Origin of the sequence: Ilyomonas limi (assembly GCF_005233845.1) — a bacterium.
GTDB lineage: Bacteria > Bacteroidota > Bacteroidia > Chitinophagales > Chitinophagaceae > Ilyomonas > Ilyomonas limi.
Genome location: NZ_SZQL01000003.1, coordinates 62787 through 87239, shown reverse-complemented (window position 1 = coordinate 87239; position 24453 = coordinate 62787). Strand labels below are relative to the sequence as shown.

The window sequence follows — 24453 nt, the reverse complement described above, 5'->3', positions numbered from 1 at the left end:
CCGTGCCATCTTTTAGCAAACTACCCGTGTTTCACTTCAAATGTTTCAAACAATTGATCGGGTACATGGGTTATTGCTACTGATTCTACTTTAGCTCTTACAGGACCCACATGGCACCAGTCAATAAAGGCCTGTAATGCTTCTTCGCTGCCGCCGGCCATTACTTCCACATCGCCATTGCCGGTATTGCGCACCCAGCCTGTTATACCTTCTGTTTCAGCTATTTCTTTAGCTGTTTTTCTGTAAAAAACACCTTGTACTTTTCCTTTTATCAGCAGGTGAACGGTTGGCATGGTATTCAATTAATTATAGCACAAAGATAAACCCCGACATCTGCATCAATCATTTACCAGAAACAAAAAGCTGCGGCATATAGCCACAGCTTTTGCTCCTATTCCTATCCAATCATCAATAGTACATTCCAATCAAAAGTTCACTTCCGTTAAAGTAGCTATTCTATTAAAACAAAAAACTAAAAAACGACTGTAAAGTAATGGCACCTGTAAAAGAAGTTGCTTTAGGAAAAACGGCATCCAGCAATTGCTCAAGGCTATAAAAAGTGCTGTTTTTTTGTCTGGAAGAGCCGGCTCTTGCAAACGTATCTTCCAGCAGCGTATAAGCATATTCATTGCCTGCTTGTGCCTGCTGTATATTGCCAATTGCTATTTTGTAGCGCCTGTTGAGCGGCGAGAAGCTTACGTAACAAATAGCATATCCCTGGTCGGAAGCAATTTTGGCATCACTTATCGAAAAACGCACCGTCATTTTGTTGTAAGTAGCCTTCAATTGTTGCAGTGCATCTGTTGCACAAGCGAATCCTTTACTTTGAAAAAAAGCAATAAACTGACTTTTGGCAGTGGCGGCAAAGCTCGTTTCGGCAGTGGGCGCGTTTATTTCTTCTGGTACAATTGCATTTGTTGTAAGCATGGCAATACAAGTAAATTGGAGGTTAAAAATACCGGATTCAACAACTAAGTTTATAATAATACTGCAAAAAGTTATGCAGAATATTGGAATAACTTATTGGTTGTAAAATTAAATGGTGCTGTAGCTATGCTCACATTAAAGCTGCTTAAAAAAGATTAAGGAATGATTAATCTGTAAATGTTTAATGGAGACCGGACCATGCACTTATTTACAGTTGTCTTCTCCAACTTTTTGTGGAGGTGGAAACCTGTATTAAGTCAGCTTTGTTTTCATTCGAAATATAAATTGAAATAAATGTTGAGCACTTGTTCATCGCTCCACTCGCATAAACTTATCGTTGGTGGCTGATTTATTCTTTTACACGCTTATATATTAACTCATTTCCCCGCTCCAAATAGGTGAGGATTAAATAATTAGAGTCCAATGATGTAATATACCAACATAAGTCAGACTCTTTACAGCTTATATATTTATCCTTTTCTTTTGGTTCGTTACTAACACTATTTGATTCATTAAGGCAATGGTCAGATAAAACAAATATCTCATCCTCCCATTTATCCATTCCATCAGCTATTTCTCTTCTATGGTTCTTATCAAAAACTAAAAAGTTAGATTTGTCTTCCACTTGTTGCCACCTGCCTTGCAGTAAGTGCAAAGTTGAGCTTTTTTCCAAACTACTTATGCTGTCAATATTTTCTGATTGTTTTAGTGTTTTGTTATCTGGTCTCAGTTGATTATCTGCCTTGTTTGGGCTAATATTTTTGCATCTGGTAAAAATTAAAGTTGTTGCAGTTACAGTAAGAATAAAGTATCTGTTTTTCATTTAATAAAATATTTAACCGTCACTATTCTTATCTATTAAGCCTGTCAGCGCTTACTACTTCTTTAATGCTTTGCAATATAATTTCACAGGCTTGCGCCAGTTGTTGTTCGGTAATGATTAATGGCGGTGCTATGCGCATACGTTCGGGCGAAAAAAGAAACCAGTCGGTGATTAGTCCGTTAGCAATGCAGCGATGAATAATGGCAAGATTGGTTTCAAAGTCTTTAAACCGGAGTGAAGCCCACAAACCGGCACTTTGTACAGCCAAAATCGCCGGGTGCTGCAAATATTGAAGTAGTAGCTGTTCTTTCTTTTTTACCGCTTTTATACAATTGCTTTCCAATAAAACTTCCAATGCAGCTTTGCCCGCGGCACACGACACGGGATGCCCGCCAAAAGTAGTAATATGCCCCAGTACCGGATTGTGCGTAAGGGTTTGCATTAATTTATAATCAGCAACAAAAGCGCCCAACGGCATACCGCCGCCCAGGGCTTTTCCCAGCAATAAAATGTCGGGAACAACGCCGGTTTGTTCAAATGCCCACAAAGAACCGGTTCGCCCAAAGCCGGCCTGTATTTCATCAAAAACCAGTAAACTACCCCATTTATTACACGCTTCGCGCAATAGCTTTAGCCAGTCCGCCGGCGGTTTAGTTACACCACTTTCTGCCTGCACCGGTTCTACTAAAACACAAGCTACATTTTCATCTATTGCTTTTACAGCTTCTGCACTTCCATAATCATAATGATATACTTCGGGCAGCAACGGGCGGTAAGCATTTCTAAAATATTCGCAGCCCATGGCGCTTAATGCACCTTGCGTGCTGCCATGATAGCTGTTGTTGAATGCAATAATTTTAGTGCGTCCGGTACTGCGTTTTGCCAGCTTCATCGCACCTTCGGTGGCTTCGGCGCCACTGTTGGTAAAATATACGCAGTTGAGCGATTGAGGTAATAGGCTCGTAAGCAGTTGGGCATACGCCACTTGCGGATTTTGTATAAACTCGCCATATACAATCAGGTGCATATAGGCGGCAGCTTGCTCCTGCACAGCAGCAATTACTTTGGGGTGGCTGTGACCAATATTGGCTACGCTAAAGCCGGATATGAAATCTATATACGGTTTATTATTAATGTCGTATTGGTAAATGCCTGCCGCGCGCACCATTTCCAGTCCTATAGGCGATGGTGATGTTTGTGCTACATGGCGCAGGAATAATGCCCGGTTATCCATAAATTGGTTTAAAAATAAAGTACAAAAGTAGCTGAAGAAGAGGAGATAGAGTGCCGGGGGTTTAGCGGGAAAAACTGCACTAAAAGCAAACTATTCAGGATAAATACCTACTTTACTCTGCCAAACGGGCTATTTTGTGCCTTTTAGTTGTATATAAAAATTATTTATGGCTGTTATTTTACCGGTTTTAGGAAAAGAACCCCAAATGGGCAATAATTGTTTTTTGGCGCCCAATGCTACGGTGGTGGGTGATGTAGTAATGGGCGATGAATGCAGTGTGTGGTTTAATGCGGTTGTGCGTGGCGATGTCAATTATATACGCATGGGCAACCGGGTAAATGTGCAGGATAATGCGGTAATCCACTGCACGTATGAACGCTGCCCCACTGAGATTGGCAATAATGTGTCTATTGGACATAGTGCCATTGTGCATGGCTGCACAGTGCACGATAATGTATTGATAGGTATGGGAGCTATTGTAATGGACCGGTGCGTGATACACTCCAATGCTATTATTGCTGCCGGCGCCGTAGTGCTGGAAGGTACCAATGTGGAGGCAGGTAGCATCTACGCAGGGGTGCCTGCAAAGAAAGTAAAAGATATTTCTCCCGAAAAAATAACCGGCGAAATAGACCGGATTGCCGGTAATTACGTGAAATATGCAGGCTGGTTCAAAAAAAATTAATTTTTTGTGCAGCACAATTGAAAAGGCGTTTGTCTATTATCAACACAGGTAGCCTTTCTAAACAACAAAACTAATTGCTTATTTTATTTTTATGGTTCTTAATCCCTTCAGAAAGGCTATCCTGTTTTTTTGCATTGCTTTAGTTTGTACCTCCTGTGCTGTAAAGAAAGGATGTCCGACCAATGGAGCCAATATCGGTGCAGAGCGCGTATTAAGTGGAGACCCTAAGGCTATGAAAGCAATAAAGCACGGTAAGAAATTTAATGATTAATACAAATGCTAAATAATGGGGGAGATGAGCTATGCAAACGATGTACTACACCACCGCTACAGAAAAGGTGATTAGCGAAACCGGCAGCCTTACCGAATTTTACAACCTAACCAACAAATTGAGTAAAACCCGTTTTGTACGTTTTACCGGTAAAAGTGATGATGCCGATAATATTGAATGGCACTTTACTTATCGTGGCCACAAACTGATGCTGCAATACAGTATTTACACTGGCGTATCGCTGCATACCAGCAATGCAAAAGACATCAAAGCGGTAGAGAAACTCGCGGAAAAATTACTGCAGCACTAAAACTTAGCTTTTACTTATTTATCAACCTGCTTGTTTTTCACATAAAACGGGGTGGTTCTTTATTGCTCCTTTATTGTAAAAAATGGTTCTTAGATTATAGGTGTAAGCCGTAAGCTGCTACACAACCCGGTACAAAGTGCCGGGTTTTTACCTTTTTATGGAACAAATTTGGTGCTGTTATGTGGCTTCAGAGGCATCATTCATTTCAACTGTTGAATAAAAGTTGAGCTTTTAAGCGAGTACGTTTTTCACCGCAGCATAATGAGCGTTTGGCGCAGAGAAATTAAACATTTATCAATTTTATCTTTTTAGAGCAGCCTAAAGCAATAATCTTAAGTTTTTCTTTCAGCTTCTTCATCTGCATAATCCCAAAATCCTGGCTAAAACACTTTGCGTCTTTGCGGTATAAAGCGGCTCAACAATCTTCTTAATAATGCTTGTCTTCTATACTATCCAAAATATTTAAATAGCTGATATAGCGGCTATAGGCAATAGTACCGTTTTCCACCGCAGCTTTTATGGCGCAACCCGGCTCGTTAGTATGCAGGCAATTATTATAGCGGCAATCATTTAGCAGTCCGCGCATTTCCGGAAAATAATGTGATAATTCCTGCCGGCTGATATCGGTTATCCCAAACTCCCGTATGCCCGGCGTATCTATGATGCTGCCGCCAAACGGCAGGTCAAACATTTCGGCAAAAGTAGTGGTATGCATGCCCTTACCGCTCCAGTTGCTTACTTCGGTGGTACGCAGGTTGTAGCCGGGCATTACGGCATTAATAAAGGTAGATTTCCCCACGCCGCTGTGGCCGCTGAGCAAAGTAGTTTTACCATGCAACAATTCTTTAAGTTCCGGTAAGCCTTCGCCGGTTTGCATACTAAGCTTTATTACAGAATAGCCACAAGCTTCATATATTCCTTTCAGTTTTTCAAAAACGCCTATATCTTTTTGCCTGTACACATCGGCTTTATTAAACACAATAATAGCAGGCACATGGTATGCCTCGGCAGATACCAGAAAACGATCTATAAAACCTTGCGAAGTGCGCGGCTCGCGAACAGTGGCAAATAACAAAGTCTGATCGAGGTTGGAAGCAATAATGTGGTGCTGGCTTTTGCTGTGCGGCGAGCTGCGGGCAATGTAGTTTTTGCGATCTTGTATTTGGGTAATAACAGCCGTATTGCCCTCCTCCGTTTCGGGCACCAACTGCACGCTATCGCCAACAGCTATGGGGTTGGTAGAGGTAATTTCATCAATTTTAAAAATGCCTTTTATACGGGCATTGAAGGTTTGCCCGCTTTTCGTTTTAGCGATATACCAGCTACCTGTAGATTTGTAAATAATTGCCCGCATTGTATTGGCGAAGATACTATTGTAAGTGCTTATTAAAATATAGCGATGCAGGCGGGTTATCTCTTAATAAAGCCTTTGCTGATGGCATTTGTGTAATAAAAAGCAGAAAGGCATTACCCCGTGCAATGCCCTTTCTACTCAACCTTCAAAAACATATCCTGTACTATTTATATCTGCCTTTCTACATACTATATACGATAAAAGAGGTGCAGCAGTTTTAATAACTTTTGTTAAATGCAGGGGCACAACAGGCTGGCATTAACTTGGTGTTGCAACTCTATACATGGAAACCGCTATACCGTTATTTATTGCCGATGTACATTTGGGAAAGCTGGCGAGCATGCTGCGTATGCTGGGCTTTGATACAGTGTATAGTAATACTTTTTCCAATGCAGCATTGGTAAATATAGCCCTGGAACAACAATGTGTATTGCTAACACGCAATGTTACTATTGGCAGGCATCAGCATGCGCTACAAACTTTTATTATCATCCACGATGCGCCTGCCGAGCAATTAAAAACAGTGTTGCAGCATTTTCATTTATTAGCACATATTCAGCCTTTTTCGAGATGTATGGTGTGTAATGGCGCGCTGGAGCCGGTTGCGAAAGAAACGGTGATTAATGAACTGCCGGAGAAAACTGCCCAATATTATCACCAATTTTGGCAATGTACCCATTGCAGGCGTTTTTACTGGAAAGGGCCACATTACAACCGGATGGTGCATTTTATACAAAAAATTACAGGGGATTCTATTCGATAAATTATTGGGATAAGCGCAAATACTTTCTCATTCCTGCCAAAGCATTGCTTTTTTATCCGCTTGTACGACCGGCTTTTTATACATCGTCAAAACCATAATAAAATATATCATATCGGCTACAAAGCAACTGCTACCTAAAAATAGAACAAACGGCGATTTGACACCATACAGAATGGTTGGCGCCAGCGTACCAATCATTTTAAATAGTGCAATCCAAACCGATTGCCCTTCCCTGCTTTGCCTTTTGATGAGCAGGAGGATAAACAGCCAGCTCATCATTAAGTTTTGTATAAAGGCCGCATACGTGCCCCGCGACTGGTCCAACTGAACCGAGATAAGATAAACAAACAGGTAAGCGGTTATCAGTACCAGTAGAGAATAGGGGTAAAACCATTTTTTGCTTATCTGCGCCGGCCATTCTTTTTGTCCATACAGGCAATAAGCAATTACAATAGCCACATCAAAAAGGAGCCATAGTCTGTTAATCAGCGTTTGCAGCAGCATGGTAGGAAAAAGGAGGACTAAAGAAAAAATGGCTTCCCAACTGATGTTGAAAGCCAGCGCCCAAAAAGGCATTCCATACGTTTTATCTTTAAAAGAACGGATGATGATAAGGATATACACTACCGTCCAGCAAATGCCGCTGGTAAGTGTAAGTGCAGTATTTAAGGTTGGCCCTATTTCCACTTTTGCTTTATTTAGTTGGTTGCGTAAGCTAGTTTGTGTATAAAGTGTTATATCAGCAGCAGAAAGCGGTTGTAAGTTAGTAAAAAAGAAAAACGGGTTATCTTTGTTGCGCAATAAGCAATGAAAAGAATTTTCCTCATACTACTCATTTGTGCTTACGCCGTTTCTACAATGGGCGTAGGATTTGGAGAGTTTTACTGCTGTGGAAAACTGAAGTCAAAATTTATTACACTTGCCGATAACAACAAGGAAAAGTGTACTAAAGAAGGTTGCTGCAAAACAAAATACCAGTTTCTCAAACTGAAAGACAATCATGTAGCCAGTGCAGATATTTACCTCCCGGCTAAGCATTTTGCAGCACTGCATTTTTATGCACCTGCTTTTATAACTCTTTCACCCGAACGGCCATCTGTACCTACCAACCGCAGCCATGCGCCGCCTTTGTACGACGATGGTTTACCGCTCTATTTATCCAATTGTATTTTCCGCATTTGATACTGCTTTCTTGTAAGCAATAAGCATTGTTTCGCTATTGCTTTATCCTGTTCACACATTTCATTATTTTATTTATTACAGCACACATAGCAGAGCAATCTATCTAATTAAAAATGCTGTAATTATTTCATACTTAACTATTGCTGTTTTTTTCTTTTTATGAGCAAAAAAGAAGCACATCAAACGAACTATTGAATATATGAAGCGATTGAAATATATCGTGCTGTTGTATCTGCTGTTTACCAGCATTACATCGCAAGCACAAAATGATAAAACAAACCATACCGACACTACTGCCATTTTTAAAGTATCTGGCGTATGCTCGCAATGCAAGGACAGGATAGAAGAAGCATTGCAGGTTAAAGGTGTTCAGGCAGCCGATTGGAATCTGGATACTAAAATGCTTACAGTTACTTACAATACAGAGCGCCTATCGCTGGAAAAAATAAACAATAAAATTGCGGCTGCCGGGCACGATACTTATACCAAAAAAGCAGCCGATGCAGACTATTATGCACTGCCCAAATGCTGCCGCTACCGGGAACTCAATAGTATGGCAGATATAGACCATACAAAAGATGCTGCTGCAACAGCATCGGACAACAGTACCACACACGCTACTACACACTACATTAAAGGCGTAGTGCTGGAAGAGGATAAAAAAGGTGCTTTCAAACCTTTAGCGGGAGCAAGTATTGTGTGGCTTGGAACAAATACCGGTACCACTACCGATGAAAACGGGGTGTTTAGCATTCAGCATGATGGCGAAAGACTGGTGATAAGCTATACCGGCTTTGCATCTGATACCATTGCTGCCTTTCCTGCACAGGATTTGAAGATTGTTTTGGCAAACGGTACACAGTTGAACGAAGTGAAAGTAACTTCTTCGCGGGCATCTACTTACATATCTTCAAAAGATCCGTTTCGTACCTCTACCATTACGCAAAAAGAGCTCTTTAAAGCAGCCTGTTGCAACCTGAGTGAAAGCTTTGAAACCAATCCTTCGGTAGATGTATCTTATAACGATGCGGTCACTGGCTCCAAGCAAATTCAACTCCTGGGATTGGCCGGCGTTTATACCCAATTAACCGTAGAGAATTTGCCGGGCCCGCGCGGGCTGGGTACGTCTTTGGGTTTAAATTCTATTCCAGGCACGTGGATAGAAAGCATACAGTTGAGTAAAGGCACCGGCTCGGTAGCAAATGGTTACGAAAGCATTGCCGGGCAAATAAATGTGGAACTAAAAAAGCCGCTCACCAGCGAGCGGCTGTATGCCAACCTGTATGTAAATGATTTTGGTAAAACCGATGTCAATCTCAATCTTACCCAAAAGCTGAACAATAAATGGTCAACCACGCTGTTGCTGCACGATGATTTTTTCAACAATAAAAAATTAGACTTTAATAAGGATGGCTTCCGGGACTTGCCAACCGGTAATTTGTTTAGTGCTGTTAACCGCTGGAATTACGATGATGGCAAAGGCTTGATGAGTCAGTTTGGAATAAAATTGCTGAATGATAAAAAGACCGGTGGTCAAATTGATTACAACGAATCAACTGATAAGTTTACCACCAACAATTATGGTTTGGCCATCAATACAAAGCGGATAGAAGGCTTTGCAAAAATTGGCTATGTTTTTCCGCAAAAGAAATACAAAAGCGTCGGCTTGCAGCTATCTGCATTCGACCATCAGCAAAGCTCTTATTTTGGATTAACCAACTACGATGCACATCAGCAAAACTTTTATTCCAATCTCATTTATCAATCCATCATTCACACCACTACGCATAAGTTCCGCACGGGGTTAAGCTTTGTGTATGATAAATACAACGAAGACTTTAAAACAAACAATTATAAAAGAAAGGAAATTGTATCCGGCGCTTTTTTTGAATACACTTATACTCCCTCAGATAAGTTTGATGTGGTTGCCGGTATTCGCGAAGACTACAATAGTCTGTACGGCTGGTTTACTACGCCACGATTGAACGTGCGTTACGAGCCAATTAAAGGAACGGTTATAAGAGTGAGCGCAGGCAGAGGACAACGAACCGCTAATATTTTTGCTGAAAACAATAGTGTGCTGGTAAGTGCCAGAGCCATTGAGATTATGAACGGGGATGCAACCGGTGCTTATGGTCTGAAGCCGGAAGTGGCCTGGAATAAAGGCATTTCTGTTGATCAGAAATTCAGGTTGTTTAACAGAGCTGCTAACTTAGGAGTTGATTTCTTCAGGAACGATTTTGTGAACCAGGTGGTAGTAGATGTAGAAGACCCGCGTACCATCAAATTTTATAATCTGCAAGGCAAATCTTACTCCAACAGTTTGCAGGCAGAGTTATCTTTTATTCTCATTCAGCATTTAGATGTTCGATTAGCGTATCGCCTGTTTGATGTAAAAACAACATACAGCGATCAACTGTTAGAGAAGCCATTAACTGCCCAAAACAGGGCATTTGCCAACCTCGCGTATGAAGTAAAGGGCTGGAAGTTTGATTATACAGTAAGTTACAGCGGTAAGAAAAGATTACCTTCTACAACTGCTAATCCGCCAATGTATCAGCGGGCAGGTTATTCGCCCTCGTTTGTCACGATGAATGCGCAGGTAAGCAAAACATTGGGCAAAAAGAATCCCTTTGATGTGTATGTTGGTGGAGAAAACCTCACTAATTTTTATCAAAAGAATGCTATTATCGCTGCCACACAGCCGTTTAGCGAATACTTTGATGCATCGCTGATTTGGGGACCCGTAAGTGGCAGAATGTTGTATGCCGGCATACGGTTCAGGATAAAATGATTTATTCTCACAGATGGTAAAGATAAGGGCGGATAACACTGAATTATATGAATTCCATCTATGTTTATCTGTACCATCTGTGAGCAACAAAGCCTTACTTTCTTATTATTTCCCCTACTGTAAGTTTTTCTACTTTCAGGTCTTTAATTACAGCTTTACCTACGGCTAATCTGCCTACAGCTAAAACGCCGATAGCCAAAGCTCCCATTGCCAAAGCACCTAAAGCTGCAGCACCAACAGCTATGGCTGTAATAGTTGCGGGCTGTATTGTTTTATTTTGTTTCACACATGCATATTTTAGAGTCGCAAAATAGGACGCATTTGTTGAACCGCGAAGACGCTAAGTCGCGAAGTTGAGCAAAGAATATTAACAGGAAAGGTTCCAGACTTCAACAGTCCGGAACCTTTTATATTTAAAATCTTCGCATCTTAGCACCTTCGCGGTTAAAAAGTAATTATTTCCCCAGAACAGCTTTTGCTTTGTTCACCACATTTTCCACCGTAAAGCCAAATAGCTTCATTACTTCATCGCCCGGGCCAGACTCGCCAAAGCGGTCTATACCAATCACCGCCCCTTCAGCAGTTACCCATTTCCACCAGCCCATCGTAATGCCGGCTTCTACCGCTACACGCTGGTGAATGTTTGGAGGTAGTACTTCATTGCGATAGGATTGATCCTGTTGTTCAAACAACTCCCACGACGGCATGCTTACCACGCGTGCTTTGATATTTTCTTTTTTCAGTTCTTCCTGTGCCTGTACAGCAAGGTGCAGTTCAGAACCGGTGCCAATCAAAATCACATCGGGCTGACCACCTTCGGCTTCGCTCAGTATGTAAGCACCTTTTTGCACATTACCGGCAGCCGGTGCATATTTTTCCTGGTCGATATTTGGCATCTTTTGGCGCGAAAGAATCAATGCAACCGGCCCGTGCATTTTTTTCATTGCTATGCGCCATGCTTCTATGGTTTCATTAGCGTCGCCCGGGCGAATAACCGTAAGATTAGGTATAGCACGCAATGCGGTTACCTGTTCTACCGGCTGGTGCGTAGGACCATCCTCGCCCAAGCCAATACTATCGTGTGTGAATACGTAGGTTACCGGCGCTTCGGTTAAAGCAGCGAGACGAATAGCACCACGCATATAATCGGAGAAAGTAAGGAATGTACCGCCATACGTGCGCACGCCGTGGTGCGAAGCAATGCCATTCATAATAGATCCCATAGCATGTTCGCGTACACCAAACCATACATTGCCATTATCATAATGTCCCGGTTGAAAGCTGATATCACCTTTTGTGGGCATTTCGTTGGAGCTGGCTAAGTCGGCAGAGCCGCCCAGCATCCAGGGAACGTTCTTTTTAATAATATCCAGTGCTTTACCCGATGCCTGCCGGGTAGCTAAGGCTTCGCCACCTTTAAATACAGGCATACCCTTATCCCAGCCTTCGGGCAACTTGCCTTCGAGCGCCATGTGTAACTCTTTGCCTTCCTGCTCAAATTTTTGACTATAAGATTCGTACAATTTATTCCATTCAGCCTCCAGTTCAGCACCTCTTTTAGCCGGCTCCTGTAAATGTGTTCTTACTTCGTCGGGTACATAAAAAGTAATATTCGGATCCCAGCCAAGGGTTTCCTTTGTTTTTCTTACATTCTCTTCACCCAGCGGACTACCATGCACTTTGCTGGTACCCTGCATCGGGCTGCCAAAACCTATAATGGTTTTAACGGCTATAATAGAAGGTTTTTCTGTTTCCTGCTGTGCATTGCGGATAGCCTGCTCAATGGCAGCCACATCGTTGCCGTCCTGTACCGTTTGCGTGTGCCAGCCATACGCATCAAAACGCTTCATGGCGTCTTCGGTATAAGCAAGGCTGGTAGGGCCATCCAGCGAAATATTGTTATCGTCGTACAGATAAATGATTTTGCCCAGTTTAAGATGCCCTGCCAGCGATGCAGCTTCCGATGCTACGCCTTCCATCAGATCGCCATCGCTCACAATGCCATAGGTGTAGTGGTCAAATAGTTTGAAGCTATCTTTGTTATAGCGGGCGGCTAAGAAAGCTTCTGCCATAGCAATACCTACCCCATTGCCAAAGCCCTGTCCCAATGGTCCGGTAGTTACTTCCACGCCGGGGGTTAGCATAGATTCGGGGTGGCCGGGTGTTTTGGAACCTACCTGGCGGAAGTTCTTAATTTCTTCCATCGGAAGGTCGTAGCCATACAAGTGCAGCATGCTATATAACAATGCCGAACCATGTCCTGCAGATAAAACAAAACGGTCGTGATTAGGCCATCCGGGATGTTGCGGGTTGAAACGCAAAAACTTTGACCATAACACATATGCCATGGGCGCTGCACCCAACGGCAAACCGGGATGTCCTGAATTTGCCTTCTGTACGGCATCTACCGAAAGCAGGCGGATGGTATTAATACTTAACTGATCAATATTTGTTTGTTCTGCAACATTTGACTGTTCTGCAGCGGACTGGTTAGCCATAATTAGCGGTTTTTAGTTATGAGATAATTGAAGGTCTTACTGTTTAGCCGATAAAAATATAAACTTCGATGGTTTATGCGTAATCTTTTTGGCGATATTCTGTAATACGGCTAAAATGTTTGAGTTTAATATTAAAGTAATATAGATTTTAATATGCAAAACAGGCGCTGGCAAGGAACAAGATGTTAAAGTTGCAATTTTCTTTTGCTTTTTTTCCTTCACTTATGAGTCACTACTCGCACTATTATGTGCTTTATCCTTATCGGTTGCAAACAGGTTATTGTGCCGTACCCGGCTGTACACTATAATATTTAAGGGTGTGAATGCGCACATTGCCATTTGCTACCGATACCAGCTTGTAGTCTCTAAAAACACCTTTGTCATCCAAAAAGCCAATGACGCACGAATAATCGTCTTTGCCTTTTTGCAAGGCAGGCTTCGGCATAAAACCAAGGTTAGGCAATTGCAGGCTGTCGGTTACGTTTAGTTCGGCATATTGTATTTGCACGCGATACATAAATGTTTGATGCGTTTCGTACATCGCTACGGCAAACTTCCAATGGTTCAGCCTGCCCATTTCGCTCGTTATATCCTGGCTGTAGGTAGCTACCGGCTTTGGATCTGGGTTTGGTCTTTCCGCTGGTATGGAGCGGGTTGCCTCCTTACCGTTATCTGTATTATTCTGATGGCACGAAATGCAAATAAGTATAATAAATAGGTAAATAATTTTTTTCAGAGACTGAATTACTGTTTGCATTTATTTTTTATAGGTAAAGTAAAATAAACAAATGCATACTTATTCTACTTTTTGCTTTGAAAAACAATAAGTAATAACTACCATATTTGCAATTCGTTAAAAAATGGTTCGGAAATATAGTAGTATCATTGCCGTTCCTGATTGCCGTTCCGTGGCAAGATGATTGTTGACCTTTTATTCGTTACCCCTTCGGTTTATTTATTAATCAGAATGCCGTTGCCTGGTGCAGCAGCAAAAAATTATTGTCTAATGAAAATAGCTATAACTGTCGGCTTGTTGTTTTTGGTGGTACAAAATATACTGGCGCAGGATGTTTCGCCCAGACCCGATTATGAGAATGTAAATATTACTTTGACGGGCAAGATAACTGATGGACTGACCGATAAACCTATACCGGGCGCGGTAGTGCGCGTGGCTGCTGCAAACACGGGCACACCGGCTGTTGCTACGGATAATTATTACTCTACCATCAAGATTACAGCGCAGGATGGTTCCTTCGAAATATTGCATATCCCGTTTAATAGCCAATACAATGTTACTATCACGGCTATTGGCTATGGCACAGGTATGCGCACTATTAATTTTAACGAGCCGGGTGAAGAAGAAACTGGCAGAAAAAGTATCATTACTAAGGCATTAGGAACAATAAGCCTGCTGCCCGAGGCCAATAATTTAAAAAGTGTAGTAGTTACATCCACTGCCAGACCGGCTTTGCAGTTTGGCATTGACAGGAAAATATTTGATGTAGAAAAAAACATCACCAGTAAAGGCGGGACAGCGGTAGATGTAATGAAAAATATTCCTTCGCTTACGGTGGACGTGGAAGGCAATGTGCAAATGCGTAATAGCAGTCCGCAAATATTGATTGATGGCCGTCCTACCATACTTACCTTAGACCAGATACCCGCCGATGATATTGAAAGAATAGAATTGCTCACCAATCCATCGGCTAAGTACGATGCATCGAGTGCCGGTGGTATTATTAATATTGTTTTAAAACAAAATAAGAGAAAGGGTTTTAATGGTATTGCATCTGTTGGCGCTGGTACACCGGGTGTATTAAATGGCAATATAAGCCTGAATGTACGGCAAAAAAGTTTTAATGTTTTTGGCAGTGCCAACTATAACCAATCGGATGGAACAACCAACGAGCGTGCTTACCGGATAAATAAGGATAATGGCATTGTTACCGATTATTTTACCCAAAATTCCAGCAATAAAAGGCATAGAAAATTTTACTCTATCCGTGTGGGTGCGGATTATTTTATTGACAGTAAAACAACGCTTTCTTTTACACAGGGTTTTCACAATGGACGCTTCAGTAATCACGAAGATCAGGATCAACAGTATTTCGACAGCCTGCAGCAGCTCGATTATACCGGGTTGCGCTATACCGATGGTACCGGCAATTTCAGCCGGTCGAGCAGTCGTTTGAGCTTTGATAAAACATTTAAATCGCCCGACCAAAAACTGACCGCCGATGTTACCTACAATAAAGGTACAAGAGGCAGCGGTTCTGACATTTTTAATAATTATTATAGCCCCGATGGCAGTATTTACCAGCCACAATCACATGTGCGCAACGACGGTTCGGGCAATGATGACCAGTTGACCGTACAGGCAGATTACAGCAATAAAATAAACGAAAGCAGGCGTGTGGAATTTGGTTTGCGAAGTTTTACCAGCAATACCACCACGCGGTTTGGTACGTATGCAGTGGATAATGCGGTAGAAACGAAATTGCCGTTAAGCAGCAACTATAAATACAAAGAAACCGTAAACGCCGGCTATTTTAACTATGCTGATAAATGGAAAAGCTTTCAATACCAGCTTGGCCTGCGTATGGAGTTTTCTAAGCTGGATGGGCATTTGATGGACAGTGCGCTATCTTTTGGCTACAAATATCCTGAAGATCTGAAGCATTTTTGGGATGCTCTGTTCCCGAGTATTTTTATTACTAAAAAACTGAATGAGAACCAGGATATCCAGTTAAATTATTCTAGGCGCATCAGAAGGCCAAGATTTTGGGAAGTGAATCCTTTTATTGACATCAACGACCCGCTGAACATCAGGCAAGGCAATCCTGCTCTTCGTCCGGAATACACGAATTCCCTGGAGTTCAATTATTTCAATCAATATAAGAGTGGCTCCTTTTTGGGTGTGTTGTATTTTAAAAACAACCAGGGAGATATTACTTCGTACAGCGATACTATTACCACCGATGTGTACAAGCAGTTAATCAATGCCGGCGTATCGCCCAATGCTATTTTAAATACATTTATCAATGCAGGCTATACCAACCGGATGGGCGCAGAATTTACGGTGACAAAAAAATTCTTCGACAATCTTGAATTTACTTACAACCTGGATCTGCAATACCGGCAAACAAGTGCCAAAGTAAATGACCTTGACCTCAGCAACTCGGGCTTTTACTGGGATACCAAGCTGATAACCAACTATAAGATAGTTACTCCGCAAAAGAGCTTGTTTAATAATCTGAGCTTTCAGTTAATAGCAGATTACGAAGCACCGCGTGTAATTCCGCAAGGCAAGACCAAACAGCAGTTTGTATCGGATTTTGCGATGCGTAAAGAGTTTTTACGGAATAAAAAAGCAGCTATTTCTTTCAACATCAACGACATTTTTAACACCCGCCGCTGGGGTACTATTTACGATACCGAAGATTTTTACCAGGATGCTTACCGCCGCTGGGATGTGCGCACATTCCGTATTACCTTCAGCTACAAGTTTGGCAACGGCGATTTTGATATCTTCAAGAAAAGGAACAATAACGGCGGTGCAAATGATGATGAGGGTTAGTGAGACAGTAATGAAATGAGTATCATTTGAATTGTTGCATATCTATTTTATCTGCAGCTGTAAATAGTTGCTGGCAGACCTTATTACCTGATTTTTCTTTAAAAATCAGGTAATAAGGTCTGTTATCATTTTTGGAATACCGTAAACCTTTTGCTATGTAGTACAGGTTGTTGCTTGTAAGGATTTGTTTCCGTATCTTGTTACTGTGCAAAAATTATAATTGTTTATGAATCCATTCTGGAAGCAGATTGTAATACAAACAGTACTCAAAAACAGGCAGCATAAAGCGCCAGAGCCTTATTCGGATTACGACTTTGCCAGAGGTTTTTTTGAGTTTAAAATTCTAACCCTTAGCCTGGTTCGTGACATTTTTTTTATGATGCTCGGCATTGGCTCTGCTGCTTTTGGGCTCGAAAGCTTCCTGCTACCAAGCAACTTTATAGACGGCGGCGCTACAGGCATATCGCTACTCATCTCTACTATTTCGGGCATACCGTTGTACTGGCTACTCGTTATTATTAATATCCCTTTTGTATTTCTTGGTTTTAAAGTAATTAACAGAGCTTTTGCTGTTAAAACAGCACTATCTATTACTGGCTTGGCTGTATGTGTGGCTACCGTTCATTTTCCTGAAGTAACACACGACAAGTTTCTGGTTGCGGTGTTTGGAGGCTTCTTTTTGGGTGCTGGCATTGGCATGAGTATAAGGGGCGGTGCCGTACTCGATGGCACCGAAGTGCTGGCTATTTCTCTCAGCCGCAGGCTGGGCACAACCGTAGGCGATGTGATTATAATGGTAAATGTGATTATTTTTTCTGCAGCCGCTTATTTATTATCTATAGAGAATGCCCTTTACTCAATGGTTACTTACCTGGCTGCATCCAAAACGCTTGATTTTGTAATAGAAGGTATTGAAGAATACACCGGCGTTACCATCGTTTCGGTGCACAACGAGGAGATAAAGCAAATGATTGTTAATACAATGGGAAGAGGCGTAACAGTGTATAGCGGTAAGCAGGGGTTTGGTAAAAAGGGCGAAAAGAAAGACATGGATATATTATACACCGTTGTTACGCGGCTGGAACTCAATAAGCTAAACACCGAAATAATCCGTATAGACAAGTATGCCTTTGTGGTGATGAGTGCAGTAAAAGATACCAGGGGCGGCATGATAAAAAAGCGTCCGCTGGAGCATTAATTATCCTTTATTTAAGCCTTTTTCCTGCTACGTGCTACGCGCAAAAAAATTTGCTTACGCCATCTTGTTTAGTCTGCAGTTAAACAAGTAACGTAAGCAATTGTTTAAGAAGAAGTTGTATAAGTTTCCCGGTTTAAACGGGGAGAATTTTATATGGCTGTTGTGGCAGCTTAGGCCAGGTTTCTGCTGGCAATTAAGTATTCCTGTAAGGTAATCCTGCCGTTGCTAAGATGGTTATACAACATTTCTTTAGTCATCTTAGCCTGCCTTAGCTTTGACACTATTTCTCTGTCAAAAATCAAATCTTTAATCGAGTTCATAATTCTAAATTTTAAAGTTCATCAATAAGATGTGTATCTTATACACATTAATACAATAAAGAGAAAAAGGTAACCCAAATTGTTTAAACGTTTAAACAAATGCCATGCCACTCATTTTTATTTACCTTTTGGCAGGTCATTACTGCCGTCCTGCTGTACCTTTTTTATTGAGAAAGGTGTATAAGTTCTCTTCCATTTACAGCCGCTAACTTATTTTTACCTGTATGAAAAACCATTATTTTCTCTGCTTATTGCTGCTGTGTGCTACCACGGCTATTCACGCGCAAAAAACAGATAAAAAACTGCGGGCAAACATCCAATCTTTACTGCAAGGCTTCAACGGCGATGTAGGTGTGTATGTGCATGATTTGGAAAAGGGCAAAACCGTTGCTATCAATGCTGACAGTATTTTTCCTACAGCCAGTATGATAAAAATTCCCATTCTTATTGGTACGATGCACAAGATTGAAGACAGCGAATTGCAATATCATCAGGAATTGATATATAGCGATTCGCTCTTGTATCCTGGTGTAGATATATTAGGCTCCTTCAAAGACACCGAACACATAGAACTGAGTAAGATAATGATGCTGATGCTCACCATGAGCGATAACACCGCCAGCCTGTGGCTGCAAAGTCTGGCTGGCGGCGGGCAGCGCATTAATGCATACTTGGATAGTCTGGGCATGAAAGTAACCCGTGTAAACAGCCGTACGCCGGGCAGAAAGGACAACCAAAGTAAATATGGCTGGGGACAAACCTCTCCCCGTGAAATGGCAACCTTAATGGAGATGATTGTAAAAGGACAAATCATCAGCAAAGCTGCAAGTGACCGGATGTTGCGGTTATTAAGTAGGAATTATTGGGATGAAGAAGCGGTTTCGCAAGTGCCGGCGGGTGTATTTGTTGCCAGCAAAAACGGTGCGGTGGATGAAAGCCGCAGCGAAGTGATGTATGTAAATGGTAAACATTGTCGCTACATTTTTTGTATTTGCACCAACAATAATAAAGACACCAGTTGGGCCGCGAACAACGAAGCCTGGGTGCTTACCCGTAAACTTTCAAAACTGCTGTGGGAGTATTATGGTAGTAGGTGAAGCGGAAATGCTGCTTTGAGCTATGCCTGCAAATGAAAAACACAAGCGTTTCATCTTTCCCATTTCACAGTTACAGCAGGTATCAGTATTATCAGTTATTTATCAGCACAATCATTATTAAAAATTATAATCGCGGGCACCCAAATATCTTTCGCGCCAGTTTGCTCCATTTGTTGTGTACGGGTGCTCTATCTTTCTCTTTATACTCCCGGTAGCCGAAGAAAGGAATGCGTAATATAAAATAGGCATCCACGCCTTTTCCCTTACCCAACAAAATGCTGCTGGCAGCCGTAGCTGAGCCTATTACCAAAGGACCTAAGCGCACTGCACTGCCTACTTGCAAGCCGGCCGCAAAGTGGTAACTAATGGGCAGGTAAGCACCTACCCAGGGCAACTCGGCGCGTGGCGTAATGGTGAGCATGGATAAATTGTGTGTGCCGGTATAATAAGGAAATGCGGCGCCCAAAAGCGGCATAGAGAAATGTGCAGCCGTGGAGAACCATTTATTAAAACTATAATCAAACATTACATGTAAGGTGGTGGGCAAAGCCATTGTAAAATACGGTGCGCCATTGCTGCCATTAAAAGTCGTTTTATAATAACGGACAATCTGTTGCAGGCTGCTGCTGTCGGCAGGTACAGCGAGGTCGTTAAACACGTATGTTTGCCCTGCAAAACGAACACTTGCCGAGTTGGGCGAAGCGTTGTATTTAATACTGCCAATGTCGGTAACAGAAGCGCCTGCCTTCCATTTATAGTTCAGTGTATTTTCGTTGTAAGCAGTTTCATATACCTGCATTACATCGCGGTATTCATATGTTACACCAATGTCGGCTGCAATGCCCGGCTGGCGAAAAAAGTGGTAATTATGAGTATCTCCCCAATCGTCCATAAAATTAGCATAGGCAAGGTTGATATTGCCGGATGTATTGGCAGCGCCGCCGTACGCCTCGCGCAATGCCTGGTTGGTTCTTAAAGAATCGTTGTAAATAAACCGTAAGTTATTGGCTTTAAAATAAGCAGCGCCTTGCCCGCCGGTGAACTTGAGCGATATGGCTGCTTTCCATACCCCCAGGTCGGAGATGGCTACCTGCCGGCTGTAAGTAAAAGCCAGCTCATTCCACGCATGCGCCTGTATAGTGCCGCCGGGTGCTGTAATGGGCAAATGATTAAGGCTTTTTACATCTTTCAGCAGGCTCAGGTTGAGTACCGGCGCACTTAGCTTATCGACATTGGCTTGTGCCCTGAAACGGGTGGAAATGGCAAAAGCATGTTTATCGGACAAACGAACCATGAAGGAAGGTCCTAAAATATCTGTTTGAAAACCTGCTCTTCCGGTTTTGTGGGTAGGAAAGTTAAGCGTTGCGCCATTATCGGTATTCCTGAATTGCAGCTTTACTATGTTGTTGGCTTCCGAAAAGGAAAACCCGGCTAAGTTGACGTCGGCCCGTACACGATGGTCTAAAATATTGGCAGGATTGTACAAGGTACCATACACACCACTATATGAAGCCACATCGTAGCCTGTAAAAGATTGCGCCTTCGCTATGGCGAGTGTAAAAGAAGAACAATACAAGAAAATAGCAAGGCGAAAGCACTTCATGAACAGGCAGTTGTGTTGTAGTGAAAATTTTGCAGTAAATAGTGAGGTTTTGTTGTAAAACGTAAGAAGGAGTGTAATATTTTAAGTATCAGTAATTATTCACGCTTATTACTTTTACCAGGGTAAGTTATCCTTTATCCCACCTTAGTTTTTTATTAATTACACCTTATTATTTTCAACACAATTTAATGCCATCGAACAGCAACGAGTTTTAATTTTGCACAAAATCCAATATCAAGATGAAATTGAACAGTCATGTGCAAGCAGCCTTTGCTGCGCTGTTATTTACAGGTTTATTGAGTTGTCAGAAAGACATGGCCACTATTACAAACAAAACATCGGACGCTGCAACAGACAGTGCGGTAAAAAGAGCAAATGCAGCCAATGCATTTACCACCTATACCATCCGTGCAGGCCAGCATTATTGCGTGGGTAACAGTTATCCTTCTTTTGAAGCACCGGCATTGTATTTTACCGTACAATTCGACTCTTCGGCTATTTATCAAAGTAAAAACCCGCAAAACCAGCATGACGAAAATAAGCTGTATGGTTTTAGCGACAACAACAGCCTGCACCATCAGTATAGCGCGCGCTTTGGCTGGCGCTGGTGCAATAATGAGCTGGAGCTATCAGCTTATACTTACAATAAGGGTGTACGCAGTGATAAAGTGCTGGGTGCAGTGCCTATTGGTGTAGAAAATAAATGTGCCATAATTGTACGGGGCGATCATTACGATTTTGTGGTAAATGGTGTTATTACATCGGTACCACGCGCCAGCAAAACTGTAAAGGCAAAGGGTTATAACCTGCTGCCTTACTTTGGTGGCGATGAAGTAGCGCCACATACTGTAACCATTAAAATAAGAGAAGATAAAAGTTTGTAATTTTTTGAAACCACAAGGACTATAAGGACAGAAAGGTTCACAAAATATCTTAATGAGAAAAGGTTCCGGACTTTTAAAAGTCCGGAACCTTTTTGTTTACAGTTGTTTTATCCACCGACGGCATATCAGCAGCGGAATAATGCCAAAAACGCCAAATGCACAATCAATGAATTGCCAGTAGAGCGGTATGCCTCTTATTGGACCCGCAATAAGTGCTAATGGAAGTACGCAAATACAAGCTATGATTGCCCAGTTTATTACCCAGATATTCTTTTGCGGGTCTTTATAAGGTCCTATGAATACGAGTGCAATAACCAGGTGTGCAAATGCAAGCCAGTCGTAGCCGTACATTAGAAAGGGGTATTTGCTGTTTGTTTCGCTTATGGCGTTATATACCTCTTGTATCCACTGGTATAAGGCAGAAGGCATACTGCCTTCAAATTGGAGCAGCCATTTTAATTCCAATTCCGGTGCAAAAGCAGTGATTCCACTAAGTGCAAGCATCAGCATGAAAAAAGCAATGAGTGCGCGTATGTTGGTAAGCCGCTTGCTGTTATTCATAAGAGATAATTAGCCCACAAGATAAAAACAGATGTATTATAAACTATGCTTTGCAAACTATCTTCTCTTTATAATTGTGGTGTTATTTATTCTTGTCTTTTAATGAAAAAAGGCGTGTTTTTATACACGCCTTTTTAATTGTAATTAATCAGACTTACTCTCTTACTTCCTTACACCATATACCAGCTTATACACCTTGCCGGTATTTCCCATAGGGCCAAGTTGTCCTGAAGTCATTACATATACTTCGCCATTCAGGTCTTGTCCAAAACTCTTTACATATTGTCCTAAATCATCAGGAAAGCTCTTTAGCTTCAGTTCTTCGTATCCCCATAGTCCGCTGGCTGCAGGCTTACCCAAATACAATTTGCCGGCTGCCTCTTCGTCATCAGCAGATAAAGAACCGAAAATGTATTTGCCATATAAGAAAGGTATGCTCTTACCACGATATACATTACCGCCTACAATAACAAGCGTAATGCCTCCTTTGGGATTAGCGTAGTTAGGCTGTTCAATAATCGGATCAATCAAAGGATTACCGGCAGTATCTTCCATGGGGCAGGCTGCACGTTCTGTAAAGAAATCATCGGTATTAAAGCAGTGCGTACCTTCTTTTACATTCCAGCCATAGTTACCACCTTTTGTTACAATATCTATTTCTTCGTACAAAGACTGGCCGGCATCGCCTACATACAGTTTGTGGTCATCACCCATATCAAACGAAAAACGGTAAGGGTTTCTAAAGCCATAAGCGTATATCTCAGCTTTGGCATCAGTACCTACAAAAGGATTGTCGGCTGGTATGCCATAATTCATTTTTCCCCAGGTGCTATTCACATCAATTCTTAAAATATTACCCATCCGGTTATGCGTTATATCCTGCCCATTGCCACCAGCATTTACTGCATACCAGTCATCCACATGTCCAGGATCAATGTCACCGGCACCACCACCATCCCCAATGGAAATATACAGGTAGCCATCGGGACCAAAAGCAATCGTGCCACCATCGTGGTTCATTTGCGGATGATCTTCTTCCATTATTACTCTTTCCGAAGCCATATCTGCCTTGTTAGGATTTGCCGAAACCCTGAATTCGGAAATGCGGGTAAGATTGTCCCAGGATACACCAGGCTCAGGACCACCGGCACGTGGAGGTGCGGTATAAAAAAGATAAAACTTGCCATTACTTTTAAAGTTGGGGTGAAAAGCAAAACCCAGTAATCCGCGTTCGTCGTAGAAAGGGGATAAAGCTGGCAGTTTGCTGCTGATGTCAATAAATGGCTCTGACATTTTGCTGCCGTCGGCGTTCAATATCCATATTTTACCTGTTTGGTCGGCTACAAACAAGCGGTGCGTGCCATCGGGTGCCTCGGTAAGTACCAGTGGCGATGTAAGCCCATCGGTTACGAGTTGCAAATCGTAAGCACCCACCGGCGGCGGATTAAAGTCGTGCTTTTTGCAACTTTGAAAAAGCAGTACACTACAAAGTAGCAGTACGATAAAGTTGAAATAGGGGATACATGAAAGTTGTTTGGTGATAATACTCGTAATTTCTGTGATTGGTTTCATAAGGAAGCGATTTTATGTATTGAATAATTAGAGAACTCTTGCTTGTGGATGACAGCGCACGCAATATGAATGCTGTAAACGGTACTATTTTCTGTGGAATTATTGCCTGCCTACAATGGTGCTATTAAAAAGAGTACGCACATTGGTTGCATCCGTTGCCTTGAGTATAAAAAATTTCTGAAGCAGGAAGAGGAATATTTAGGGTTAAACAGGATTGAACAGAAAAACTTAAGACCTAATTGCTTGTCTTCCTTTGCGTCTTAGCAGTTGCATTCACATATTCGCTTACATGCTGAATAGCGAACAAAATCCTAAAACGGAGCGTCGCCGCTAAAGCCTCATAGTAGCACTGCAGCCCGTTACATAAAAAGAAAAGCACAGGAATGTGTTTTCTTATGTCTTTTATAAATAAAAAAGAGTATAAATATTTACTTAAAAACTATTGTAAAAGGCACTTATTTTTACAAGAAACAACAATAGCTGTATGCCGCACTTTATGTTTAAACTGATTGCTCCGCGAACTACGTTTGCTATGGATATGAATGAAGAAGAAAAGAAGCTGATGCAGCAACACGCTATTTTTTGGAATGATTTACTGGCAAATGGAACAGCCCTGATATATGGTCCGGTGCTCGACCCAAAAGGTGCCTACGGACTGGCAATTATAGAAGCTGCCGGCGAAAGCGACGCACAAGCCATTTGTACAAAAGACCCGACTATCCAGGCAAAGCTGCATACGTATGAGCTGCACCCGATGCATGTGCTTACCGGGCAGCAAATATTGTAGTATGCTTTTGCTT

General features: G+C 42.0%; 23 protein-coding genes. 10 read left to right on the top strand and 13 right to left on the bottom strand.

Annotated elements, in window-relative coordinates; translation table 11 throughout:
- Positions 1 to 20: 20 nt before the first annotated feature.
- The 4 genes from FC093_RS05410 to FC093_RS05395 all read right to left on the bottom strand — a co-directional run bounded on the left by FC093_RS05410 (position 21) and on the right by FC093_RS05395 (position 2984).
- Complete coding sequence (locus FC093_RS05410; RefSeq protein ID WP_137260733.1) at positions 21 to 293, bottom strand: acylphosphatase; 273 nt, start codon at positions 291 to 293, stop codon at positions 21 to 23.
- A gap of 166 nt (positions 294 to 459) precedes the next feature.
- A complete protein-coding gene (locus tag FC093_RS05405) occupies positions 460 to 927 on the bottom strand; it encodes a hypothetical protein (RefSeq protein WP_137260732.1) in 468 nt (155 codons plus the stop codon).
- A gap of 349 nt (positions 928 to 1276) precedes the next feature.
- Positions 1277 to 1750, bottom strand: a complete 474-nt coding sequence (locus tag FC093_RS05400; RefSeq protein ID WP_137260731.1) for a hypothetical protein — start codon at positions 1748 to 1750, stop codon at positions 1277 to 1279.
- 28 nt (positions 1751 to 1778) lie between these two features.
- Positions 1779 to 2984: an aspartate aminotransferase family protein gene (locus FC093_RS05395; protein ID WP_137260730.1), complete on the bottom strand. Its 1206-nt coding sequence runs from the start codon at positions 2982 to 2984 to the stop codon at positions 1779 to 1781.
- 166 nt (positions 2985 to 3150) lie between these two features.
- Here FC093_RS05395 and FC093_RS05390 point away from each other — a divergent pair, with 166 nt between their 5' ends.
- Together FC093_RS05390 and FC093_RS05385 are read left to right on the top strand one after the other, a co-directional pair.
- Positions 3151 to 3669 (top strand): gamma carbonic anhydrase family protein, encoded by a 519-nt coding sequence (locus FC093_RS05390; RefSeq protein ID WP_137260729.1) that lies wholly within the window; start codon positions 3151 to 3153, stop codon positions 3667 to 3669.
- A 302-nt stretch (positions 3670 to 3971) separates the two neighbouring features.
- Entirely contained in the window at positions 3972 to 4250 is a 279-nt protein-coding gene (locus FC093_RS05385) for a DUF3630 family protein (RefSeq protein WP_137260728.1), read from the top strand.
- Between the two features lie 427 nt (positions 4251 to 4677).
- On the opposite strand, the gene rsgA is transcribed toward FC093_RS05385, so the two are convergent.
- Positions 4678 to 5604: a ribosome small subunit-dependent GTPase A gene (rsgA, locus tag FC093_RS05380; protein WP_137260727.1), complete on the bottom strand. Its 927-nt coding sequence runs from the start codon at positions 5602 to 5604 to the stop codon at positions 4678 to 4680.
- A 283-nt stretch (positions 5605 to 5887) separates the two neighbouring features.
- Here rsgA and FC093_RS05375 point away from each other — a divergent pair, with 283 nt between their 5' ends.
- Positions 5888 to 6367 (top strand): Mut7-C RNAse domain-containing protein, encoded by a 480-nt coding sequence (locus tag FC093_RS05375; protein ID WP_137260726.1) that lies wholly within the window; start codon positions 5888 to 5890, stop codon positions 6365 to 6367.
- A 27-nt stretch (positions 6368 to 6394) separates the two neighbouring features.
- On the opposite strand, the gene FC093_RS05370 is transcribed toward FC093_RS05375, so the two are convergent.
- Positions 6395 to 7054, bottom strand: coding sequence for a transmembrane-type terpene cyclase (locus FC093_RS05370; RefSeq protein ID WP_137260725.1), 660 nt, complete (start codon positions 7052 to 7054; stop codon positions 6395 to 6397).
- A 120-nt stretch (positions 7055 to 7174) separates the two neighbouring features.
- Here FC093_RS05370 and FC093_RS05365 point away from each other — a divergent pair, with 120 nt between their 5' ends.
- Positions 7175 to 7549, top strand: coding sequence for a hypothetical protein (locus FC093_RS05365; protein ID WP_137260724.1), 375 nt, complete (start codon positions 7175 to 7177; stop codon positions 7547 to 7549).
- A gap of 199 nt (positions 7550 to 7748) precedes the next feature.
- Positions 7749 to 10343, top strand: a complete 2595-nt coding sequence (locus FC093_RS05360; protein WP_137260723.1) for a TonB-dependent receptor domain-containing protein — start codon at positions 7749 to 7751, stop codon at positions 10341 to 10343.
- Between the two features lie 94 nt (positions 10344 to 10437).
- On the opposite strand, the gene FC093_RS05355 is transcribed toward FC093_RS05360, so the two are convergent.
- From FC093_RS05355 to FC093_RS05345, 3 genes are all read right to left on the bottom strand, one after another.
- On the bottom strand, positions 10438 to 10629 hold the full coding sequence (locus FC093_RS05355; RefSeq protein WP_137260722.1) for a hypothetical protein: 192 nt from the start codon (positions 10627 to 10629) through the stop codon (positions 10438 to 10440).
- A 169-nt stretch (positions 10630 to 10798) separates the two neighbouring features.
- Positions 10799 to 12841, bottom strand: a complete 2043-nt coding sequence (gene tkt / locus FC093_RS05350; protein ID WP_137260721.1) for a transketolase — start codon at positions 12839 to 12841, stop codon at positions 10799 to 10801.
- 277 nt (positions 12842 to 13118) lie between these two features.
- Positions 13119 to 13598, bottom strand: coding sequence for a hypothetical protein (locus tag FC093_RS05345; RefSeq protein WP_137260720.1), 480 nt, complete (start codon positions 13596 to 13598; stop codon positions 13119 to 13121).
- 249 nt (positions 13599 to 13847) lie between these two features.
- Between FC093_RS05345 and FC093_RS05340 the strand changes: the two genes are divergently transcribed.
- Positions 13848 to 16418 carry an outer membrane beta-barrel protein gene (locus FC093_RS05340; RefSeq protein ID WP_170971002.1) on the top strand — a complete coding sequence of 857 codons (2571 nt, stop codon included), beginning with the start codon at positions 13848 to 13850 and terminating at the stop codon, positions 16416 to 16418.
- 226 nt (positions 16419 to 16644) lie between these two features.
- A complete protein-coding gene (locus tag FC093_RS05335; RefSeq protein WP_137260718.1) occupies positions 16645 to 17616 on the top strand; it encodes a YitT family protein in 972 nt (323 codons plus the stop codon).
- Between the two features lie 170 nt (positions 17617 to 17786).
- Here FC093_RS05335 and FC093_RS23690 read toward each other — a convergent pair whose 3' ends face one another.
- Positions 17787 to 17936, bottom strand: a complete 150-nt coding sequence (locus tag FC093_RS23690; RefSeq protein ID WP_170971001.1) for a hypothetical protein — start codon at positions 17934 to 17936, stop codon at positions 17787 to 17789.
- 224 nt (positions 17937 to 18160) lie between these two features.
- Between FC093_RS23690 and FC093_RS05330 the strand changes: the two genes are divergently transcribed.
- On the top strand, positions 18161 to 19033 hold the full coding sequence (locus FC093_RS05330; protein WP_137260717.1) for a serine hydrolase: 873 nt from the start codon (positions 18161 to 18163) through the stop codon (positions 19031 to 19033).
- A 124-nt stretch (positions 19034 to 19157) separates the two neighbouring features.
- Here FC093_RS05330 and FC093_RS05325 read toward each other — a convergent pair whose 3' ends face one another.
- A complete protein-coding gene (locus tag FC093_RS05325; RefSeq protein ID WP_137260716.1) occupies positions 19158 to 20636 on the bottom strand; it encodes a DUF5723 family protein in 1479 nt (492 codons plus the stop codon).
- A gap of 239 nt (positions 20637 to 20875) precedes the next feature.
- Between FC093_RS05325 and FC093_RS05320 the strand changes: the two genes are divergently transcribed.
- Positions 20876 to 21520, top strand: a complete 645-nt coding sequence (locus FC093_RS05320; RefSeq protein WP_137260715.1) for a hypothetical protein — start codon at positions 20876 to 20878, stop codon at positions 21518 to 21520.
- A gap of 96 nt (positions 21521 to 21616) precedes the next feature.
- Here FC093_RS05320 and FC093_RS05315 read toward each other — a convergent pair whose 3' ends face one another.
- Together FC093_RS05315 and FC093_RS05310 are read right to left on the bottom strand one after the other, a co-directional pair.
- Complete coding sequence (locus FC093_RS05315) at positions 21617 to 22081, bottom strand: hypothetical protein (RefSeq protein WP_137260714.1); 465 nt, start codon at positions 22079 to 22081, stop codon at positions 21617 to 21619.
- 162 nt (positions 22082 to 22243) lie between these two features.
- Positions 22244 to 23653 carry a PQQ-dependent sugar dehydrogenase gene (locus FC093_RS05310; RefSeq protein WP_137260713.1) on the bottom strand — a complete coding sequence of 470 codons (1410 nt, stop codon included), beginning with the start codon at positions 23651 to 23653 and terminating at the stop codon, positions 22244 to 22246.
- Positions 23654 to 24137: 484 nt separating this feature from the next.
- On the opposite strand from FC093_RS05310, the gene FC093_RS05305 reads away from it, so the two are divergent.
- Positions 24138 to 24440, top strand: a complete 303-nt coding sequence (locus tag FC093_RS05305) for a YciI family protein (RefSeq protein ID WP_137260712.1) — start codon at positions 24138 to 24140, stop codon at positions 24438 to 24440.
- Positions 24441 to 24453: the final 13 nt, after the last annotated feature.

Excerpts from the sequence above, each read along its gene's own strand:
- FC093_RS05365 (WP_137260724.1), top strand. The coding sequence starts at position 7,175 with ATGAAAAGAATTTTCCTCATACTACTCATTTGTGCTTACGCCGTTTCT.
- FC093_RS05345 (WP_137260720.1), bottom strand. The coding sequence starts at position 13,598 with ATGCAAACAGTAATTCAGTCTCTGAAAAAAATTATTTACCTATTTATT.
- rsgA (WP_137260727.1), bottom strand. The coding sequence starts at position 5,604 with ATGCGGGCAATTATTTACAAATCTACAGGTAGCTGGTATATCGCTAAA.
- FC093_RS05400 (WP_137260731.1), bottom strand. The coding sequence starts at position 1,750 with ATGAAAAACAGATACTTTATTCTTACTGTAACTGCAACAACTTTAATT.
- FC093_RS05360 (WP_137260723.1), top strand. The coding sequence starts at position 7,749 with ATGAAGCGATTGAAATATATCGTGCTGTTGTATCTGCTGTTTACCAGC.
- FC093_RS05305 (WP_137260712.1), top strand. The coding sequence starts at position 24,138 with ATGCCGCACTTTATGTTTAAACTGATTGCTCCGCGAACTACGTTTGCT.
- FC093_RS05405 (WP_137260732.1), bottom strand. The coding sequence starts at position 927 with ATGCTTACAACAAATGCAATTGTACCAGAAGAAATAAACGCGCCCACT.
- FC093_RS05395 (WP_137260730.1), bottom strand. The coding sequence starts at position 2,984 with ATGGATAACCGGGCATTATTCCTGCGCCATGTAGCACAAACATCACCA.
- FC093_RS05390 (WP_137260729.1), top strand. The coding sequence starts at position 3,151 with ATGGCTGTTATTTTACCGGTTTTAGGAAAAGAACCCCAAATGGGCAAT.
- FC093_RS05320 (WP_137260715.1), top strand. The coding sequence starts at position 20,876 with ATGAAATTGAACAGTCATGTGCAAGCAGCCTTTGCTGCGCTGTTATTT.
- FC093_RS05410 (WP_137260733.1), bottom strand. The coding sequence starts at position 293 with ATGCCAACCGTTCACCTGCTGATAAAAGGAAAAGTACAAGGTGTTTTT.
- FC093_RS05335 (WP_137260718.1), top strand. The coding sequence starts at position 16,645 with ATGAATCCATTCTGGAAGCAGATTGTAATACAAACAGTACTCAAAAAC.
- FC093_RS05315 (WP_137260714.1), bottom strand. The coding sequence starts at position 22,081 with ATGAATAACAGCAAGCGGCTTACCAACATACGCGCACTCATTGCTTTT.
- FC093_RS05310 (WP_137260713.1), bottom strand. The coding sequence starts at position 23,653 with ATGAAACCAATCACAGAAATTACGAGTATTATCACCAAACAACTTTCA.
- FC093_RS23690 (WP_170971001.1), bottom strand. The coding sequence starts at position 17,936 with ATGAACTCGATTAAAGATTTGATTTTTGACAGAGAAATAGTGTCAAAG.
- FC093_RS05375 (WP_137260726.1), top strand. The coding sequence starts at position 5,888 with ATGGAAACCGCTATACCGTTATTTATTGCCGATGTACATTTGGGAAAG.
- tkt (WP_137260721.1), bottom strand. The coding sequence starts at position 12,841 with ATGGCTAACCAGTCCGCTGCAGAACAGTCAAATGTTGCAGAACAAACA.
- FC093_RS05325 (WP_137260716.1), bottom strand. The coding sequence starts at position 20,636 with ATGAAGTGCTTTCGCCTTGCTATTTTCTTGTATTGTTCTTCTTTTACA.
- FC093_RS05330 (WP_137260717.1), top strand. The coding sequence starts at position 18,161 with ATGAAAAACCATTATTTTCTCTGCTTATTGCTGCTGTGTGCTACCACG.
- FC093_RS05340 (WP_170971002.1), top strand. The coding sequence starts at position 13,848 with ATGAAAATAGCTATAACTGTCGGCTTGTTGTTTTTGGTGGTACAAAAT.
- FC093_RS05385 (WP_137260728.1), top strand. The coding sequence starts at position 3,972 with ATGCAAACGATGTACTACACCACCGCTACAGAAAAGGTGATTAGCGAA.